The sequence below is a fragment of the Phycisphaerae bacterium genome (genome assembly GCA_035384605.1).
Lineage (GTDB): Bacteria > Planctomycetota > Phycisphaerae > UBA1845 > PWPN01 > JAUCQB01.
In genome coordinates this window covers 1-6,493 of sequence record DAOOIV010000181.1, presented here as the reverse complement: position 1 = coordinate 6,493, position 6,493 = coordinate 1, and the positions used below count along the sequence as shown (strand labels likewise).

Sequence of the window (6,493 nt, the reverse complement as noted above, 5' to 3'; positions counted from 1 at the left end):
CTGAGCGGAGATGGGCCGACGGGGGCGTCGGCCCTACCCCCCGCATGCCCACGCAAAGCCGTGGGCATGGCACCCGGCGGAGGGCCGAATGACGAATGTCGAAATCTAAGGCGGAGCGCCTTTTTGCGGGCCGCGAGCCAAGCGCACGGCGATCGGGAAACATGCGCGCGAGCCGCGGAGATGTCTGGCCGTAAGGTTCTCAAGCTCTCACAACCCATGCTCCTGCAACTTGCGGATCAGCTCGGTGGATGAGTTTTCCTTCGGGCCGCCGACCGTGGCCAGGCGAATGCCGAGGCGCTGCACGGTGGGATACTCTGGGAGGTTGTGCGGGCCGTACTCGGGGCCCTTGCACATGACGTCCGGGCGGATGAACTCCAACAGGGCGTCGCAGGTCGGCTCGCCGAAGCAGGTAACGATGCTGACCGGCTTGAAGGCGGCGACGATCTCCATCCGGGCATCGAGGGGCTGGAGCGGCCGGTCCTTGCTCTTGTACTGCTTAATCGACTCGTCCGTGTTCACGCCGACAACGAGCACATCGCCTTCGGCAGCGGCACCGTAAAGATATCGCACGTGCCCAACGTGGATGATGTCAAACGCCCCGTTCGTGAAAACGATCTTCTTGCCGGCGGCGCGAAGCTTATCCACCTCGCGCTTGAGTTCCTGGCGATCGGTGATAATGCGAGCCATCGGGTCTCCTGTACAACTGAATCGAACCTCGCACCAGGCGGATTGTTCCGGCGGGCATTTCTCCGGCGAGGTTCGGAGCGAGAAGACGCCGGCGGGCAAGCGGCCGGTGACACCCGCGAATCTCACGTGGCAACCGGCTGGGTTCGCCTGCTCAACAACTCGCGAGCGGCTTGCACGACCATGTCGCCGGTTACGCGGCGCATACAGCGGTGATCGAGCGGGCACTTGCGCTTCATGCATGGACCGCAATCCACCGGCACCTGGATCGCCCGCTCGCACGAACTGTTGGTGGCGGTCCACTGCTGGTGTGTCGGACCGAAGATGGTCACCGTCGGCACTCGGAAGGCAATACCGAAGTGTCGCGGGCCGGTGTCGTTGGTAATCAGCAGGCCGGCCCGTCGAATCAGGGCCTTGGTCGGGCCGAGAGGCAACACGGGCTTGTCCAGGACGGTGCTGGAATGACGCATATGGCCGGCAACCTGCCGTGCGGTATCGATCTCCTTTGGACCGCAGGCGATAAACATGGCCGCACCATGCTCCACGACAAGGCGGTCGGCCACCTCGGCAAATCGTTCGGGAAGCCACCGCTTGGCCGGCCCGAAAGAGGAGCCCGGGTTGAGCACGACGACGGGCCTTCCCTGCGTGACGCCGGCAGCGGCAAACAACCCGTCCACTACGGCCTCTTCCTCAGGCGTCGTTTACAATTTTTTTTTTTCAAGCAGAAGACGGCATACGAGATACCGGGCAATCGCGTTGTAGTACCGGGTCATCGGGATCGGCACGTATTTCCCGTTGTACCGCTCGGGGAGCAGTCTGTCGGTAAGCAGCAGCCCCCTGCCGTCGCGGTCATAGCCGATCCGTGAACGAATCCCCGCCAGGCGTGCCAGGAGCGCCGCCCGGAAGGAATTCGAGAACAGCACGGCCCAGTCAAATCGCCGATCCCGCATCTCGGCCGCAAAACCAAGGAAGCCCTGCCGCCGCTTGGGACGGCTCTGTCCTTTGGTTGTGGCCGGCCAGTGGATGATCTCGTCAGCCCACTGCCCCCCGCTGAGGATGTCCTCCAGATGACTGCGAAGCAGGAAGGCAATGTGTGTATCCCGGAACCGCTCCCGCATGACTCGCAAAGCCGGGGTTGCCAGCACCAAATCACCAACCCAGTTCGGCAGGACGATCAGGATCCGCGACGGGGCTTTTTGCGTCGACACTTCATGGGAATCGCCGGTCTGTTGGCTGTAGTTTATCGGTTGGTCGTTGGACATGCCGGGAATTGTATGACAACCCTCCCTCACGTGACAACTCCCCCTTGGCTCGGTACCCTTACGGCGTCGCGATGGCCTGTGGGCCTGCCGCGGCTTTGGAAATGCAGCTTTCAAGATCGTAACGGAAGGAGACTTAGATGCCGGACAAGACCTGCGCCAGCAACGCTTCTGGTCCATGCCAAACACGACCAAACACATCGTCGTCGAGCTGGAGCCGCCGCAGAATCCTCGAGACTGCGGCCGCAGGAGTCGGCGCCTTGGCCGTCGGCGGCATCCGCCGGGCCAGGGCCGCCGAAGCCTCGGACTACGGCTCAAAGGTAACACCAAGCCCCCGATCACGGGTCCTCGGGGCCAATGACCGCATTCTGCTGGGCATCATCGGCGCCGGCGGGATGGGTCGCCACCACATCCAGAGCATGCTCGACCGCAAGGAAAACAACTGCGAGTTCATCGCCGTCTGCGACATCAACGAGGCCAACCGCAGGGCCGCCGTCGAGATGTGCGGCGGCAAGGCCAAGAGCTTCAACGAGCACGAGCGGCTGCTGGAGATGAAGGAGATCGACGGCGTGCTGATCGCCAGCCCGGATTTCTGGCATGAGCGACACCTGATCGACTCGGTCATGGCCGGCAAGGACGCCTACTGCGAAAAACCCATGTCCTGGTCGATCCCGCAGGGGGCTAACATGGTCAAGCAGGTCCGCCGCACCGACCGGATCGTGCAGATCGGCATGCAGCGACGCAGCACCCCATCTATCATTGAGGCAAAGCGAATCGTCGACAGCGGCTTTCTGGGCGAGGTCAGTCTGGTGCGAGCCGAGTGGTACTGGAACATGCCGGACTTGCCCAACCCGGAGGACATCAAGCTTGAAGGCAAGGTCGACTGGGACCGGTTTCAACTCCCGCTGCCGCCGGAAAAACGTTACCCGATGAACCCGGTGAAGTACCGGTTCTGGCGGTACTTCTGGGAGTACTCGGGCGGCAACATGACCGACCAGGGCACTCATCTGATGGACGTGATCCAGTGGCTATTCAACGACAGCAAGCCGCCACTGGCCGCCCAGGAGCACGGCGCGGCGTACCAGATCAAGGGCTACGAGACGCCGGACACGTTCTGCGCGGTCTTCGAGTACCCGAAGTTCATGGCGACCTGGACCCTGACCTACACCAACAACTGGCACGATGCGTGGTCGATCATCGCCCACGGCCGCAAGGGCACACTGGAACTCGACGATCGGGGGGCGCGGTTCTACAAGGAAAAGTGGCCCGCCAACTGGGAGGACATTCCGCCAGAGCCTGAGCATGAGATCTCCAGCCCGCTGCGGGTCGACCTGCATGAGGCCAACTGGCTCGAGTGCATGCGAACCCGTAAGGAGCCAAACGCTCCGGTCGAGATCGGCCATCAGGCGGTCTCCGCCCTGCATCTGGCCAACGCCGCCCACCACGCCAAGAAGCGGGCGACCCTCGACCCCGACGGTCTGACCGTCCGCATCCCCTGATGCGGCAGGACAGGGATCGGGGGCCTGGGAGGCCGGTTGCGAGTTGTCGAGTGCCTGTTGCTTTGCGTTTCGAGGGCTGCAGGTTCTTCTCCTTTTCGAACGAAGGCGAACCGCGCGAACCTGCCCACATCCACGAACGCAAGGGCGAAAACGGGGCCGGATTCCGGCTGGACCAGGCAGTGACGATCGCGGACTCGCACGGCACGACTTCGAGCGAGTTGACCCGGATTGCCCAAGTGGCTGCGGAAAACCGCGACCTATTCTTGAGGAAACGGGATAAGTACTTTGCTGACTAAGGCGGCAGCCAAACGCGTCTGGTTTGACGATCTCAACCTGTGGATCGAGTTGGTCGACGGGCGGCAACTGGCGGTCCCGTTGGCCTATTTCCCCCGGCTGCTGAACGCTACACCGCGGCAACGCGAGCAGTTCGAAATGAGCGGAGGGGGCACCGGTATTCACTGGGATGCGCTCGACGAAGACATCAGCTTCGAGGGCCTGTTGCCGGGGATCGGGGATTGAACGAGACGCCGGGCATCGGCAGACCACTAATCCTGCCAAGGCCCCTCCGACGGCCCAAGACTCCTTTGACCATTACTTCCCATTCGGTACAATAATAGAGGTCGGGGGGCTCTGATTGGAAAAGACAGGAGGGCAAGCCATGTTACGAACTTACGGAGGCTTTCCTTATCGGTATCTCGCCTGCCTGATGGTCCTATCGGCGGCCGGATTCATCACCCGGTACACCTTTGCCGAGACGGTCATCCCGTCCAGCTCTTGGCGAAACACCATTACCTTCCCGAGCGACTCCTTCCGAAAGGCCGCGCCCGAAACCGGCGATCCGGGCTGGATCAAGTTCCTGATCTTCGTCAGCGATCCGACCAAAGTGTACTTCCAGGACAGCAACGCCTACCCGTTCCACTATGACTGGGCAACGACCTTCGTCCAGGAATACATCGGGATGAGCACCGAGGAGTTCAACCAGATCAGTCTCTACGCCGAGGGGCAGGAGGCGATTCTGGGTTCGGTGATACTGCCCTACTGGACCGTTCATCAGCCGCCGTCCGAGCAAATCAAGGAATACGGCATCGAGCTTGTTCGCCGAGACGCGTACGACCCGGCCCAGGTGGTCAACCTGTTCAACCTGGTCAAGTCAAAGATCACCGCGGAAGCCGGCGTCGAGGCTTTCTATTTCCCCAGCTACGACCAAATCGCATCGGCCGAGGAAAACCGTGCCTACTTTGAGGCCAACGGCATCATCGTCAGTTCGCCCAGCCGATGGGCTAAGGGCAACATCAGCTACTCGCGCGGCTGGGCCCTGGGAACCCTCAAACAGTTCGCGGCCACCCAGATCGAGAACGCCTATCTCACGGGCCAACTGGCACCCGGCGACATCCTCCTGACCGACGGCGTGCCTGCCGACATGCCGGTCATCGCGGGCATCATCACGCTGGCCCCTTCGACGCCGAATTCGCACGTCGCCATTCTGGCCAACACCTATGGCATTCCGTTCGTTTTCCTGGCGCTGTCCGAGGATGCGACCCGGGCCCAGCAACTGGTCGGTCGCAAGATCGCGCTGCGGGTCTACGGGAACGCCAATGACTGCGACGCTCGGCTGATCGACGTGCAGGACGTGCTCACCCCGCAGCAGATCGACGAAATCCTCGCTCTCAAGACACCCCCGCCGCTGAACATCTGCCCCGTCACGCCCTATGGCGCATACAGCGCCTCAACCGATGGGCTGTGGCCGTCGGATATTTGCTACTTCGGCGGCAAAGCGGCCAACTTCGGCCTGTTGCGGCGGTCGATCCCGTCGAACTGCCCGGTGGCCATGGCCTTCTCGTTCGACCTCTGGAACGAATTCCTCAGCCAGACGCTGACCAACGGCCGCACGCTTCGCGAAGAAATCGCCTATCGTCTGGCCGGTTTCACTTATCCGCCGGCGAACATGGCCGCCCTGGCCGATGTCCTTGAGGGCATCCGCGAAGACCTCTTCAAGAAGACCTCCGCCACCGTCTTCAGCCCCGCCCTGCAAAACGAGATCATCAGCGCCCTGCAAGACCCGGCATACGGTTTCGATCCGTACAAGAAAATCCGGTTCCGCAGCTCGACCAACGTGGAGGACAGCGAGCAGTTCACCGGTGCGGGCCTGTACGACAGCTTCAGCGGCTGTCTGGCCGACGACCTCGACGGCGATGGGGTCGGACCAAGCCTCTGCGACCCCGCGGAGGCGAACGAACGCGGCGTGTTCCGGGCGATTCGCAGGGTCTTCGCCAGCTTCTACTACGACAACGCCTATCTCGAGAGACTCCGCCACGGCATCGACGAGAGCCAGGCCGGCATGGCCATGTTGGTCCATCACTCGACGCCCGACCCGATCGAGATGGCCAACGGGGTGGCCACGCTTGAGAGAATCAGCACCACCACGAGCCGCATCAAGCTCGTGACGCAACTGGGTGCCGTTTCGGTGAGCAACCCCACCGACGGATCCATTCCTGAAGAGGTGAAGGCCGACGTCTATTCCTTCGGCACATACCTGACCATCCAGGCCTATTCGAACCTGGTGCCGCTGGGCGCCACGGTGTTGGATTGGGAATCGGACTACCGCACTCTTGCCAGTCTGATGGTCCAGGCCTCCAACGCCTTTGCGGCCGCCTCCGGCAAGACGAAGTACGTGCTCGACTTCGAATACAAGAAGGTCGCCCCCGAGGGCCACCTCCGGATCAAGCAGATCCGCGAGATCCCACAGCCGAGTACCACGCCCGGCATCGTCCCCTTCCTCATCAAGGAGCCCACCCCTTACTGCATTTTCCAGGGTGAGTACGGAGAGGTCTTCGGTAACCACCGGCTCAAGTCGCAGTTGACCGTCGAGACGAGAAGCATGTGGCTGACACCGGATAATCTCGACCGGACCATCTACGAAAACGTGTTCCTCGAATACGTCGACAGCGAGGGAAACATCCGCACGGCAAGCGGGTCGCCGGCCGACTGGCCGGAGGCGTCTCATTCCTACGCCAACAACACCTCGACCGACACATGGGTTTTCGCCGACAT

7 protein-coding genes are annotated in these 6,493 nt (G+C 62.1%); 4 read left to right on the top strand and 3 right to left on the bottom strand.

Annotated elements, in window-relative coordinates; translation table 11 throughout:
- Nucleotides 1-207: 207 nt before the first annotated feature.
- The 3 genes from PLL20_21245 to PLL20_21235 all read right to left on the bottom strand — a co-directional run bounded on the left by PLL20_21245 (nt 208) and on the right by PLL20_21235 (nt 1,946).
- A complete protein-coding gene (locus PLL20_21245; protein HPD32528.1) occupies nt 208-687 on the bottom strand; it encodes an adenylyltransferase/cytidyltransferase family protein in 480 nt (159 codons plus the stop codon).
- 122 nt (nt 688-809) lie between these two features.
- Nucleotides 810-1,361, bottom strand: coding sequence for a glycosyltransferase family 9 protein (locus PLL20_21240; GenBank protein ID HPD32527.1), 552 nt, complete (start codon nt 1,359-1,361; stop codon nt 810-812).
- A gap of 24 nt (nt 1,362-1,385) precedes the next feature.
- Nucleotides 1,386-1,946 carry a glycosyltransferase family 9 protein gene (locus PLL20_21235; GenBank protein ID HPD32526.1) on the bottom strand — a complete coding sequence of 187 codons (561 nt, stop codon included), beginning with the start codon at nt 1,944-1,946 and terminating at the stop codon, nt 1,386-1,388.
- Nucleotides 1,947-2,083: 137 nt separating this feature from the next.
- Between PLL20_21235 and PLL20_21230 the strand changes: the two genes are divergently transcribed.
- From PLL20_21230 to PLL20_21215, 4 genes are all read left to right on the top strand, one after another.
- Complete coding sequence (locus tag PLL20_21230; protein HPD32525.1) at nt 2,084-3,442, top strand: Gfo/Idh/MocA family oxidoreductase; 1,359 nt, start codon at nt 2,084-2,086, stop codon at nt 3,440-3,442.
- Nucleotides 3,443-3,492: 50 nt separating this feature from the next.
- The gene (locus PLL20_21225) at nt 3,493-3,738 is read left to right on the top strand and encodes a DUF4160 domain-containing protein (GenBank protein HPD32524.1); all 246 of its coding nucleotides are present in this window, start codon (nt 3,493-3,495) and stop codon (nt 3,736-3,738) included.
- Nucleotides 3,719-3,961 (top strand): DUF2442 domain-containing protein, encoded by a 243-nt coding sequence (locus PLL20_21220; GenBank protein HPD32523.1) that lies wholly within the window; start codon nt 3,719-3,721, stop codon nt 3,959-3,961. The genes PLL20_21225 and PLL20_21220 overlap by 20 nt, the downstream gene beginning before the upstream one ends.
- A 139-nt stretch (nt 3,962-4,100) precedes the next feature.
- The coding region (locus PLL20_21215; GenBank protein ID HPD32522.1) for a PEP/pyruvate-binding domain-containing protein at nt 4,101-6,493 on the top strand (2,393 nt) is incomplete at its 3' end.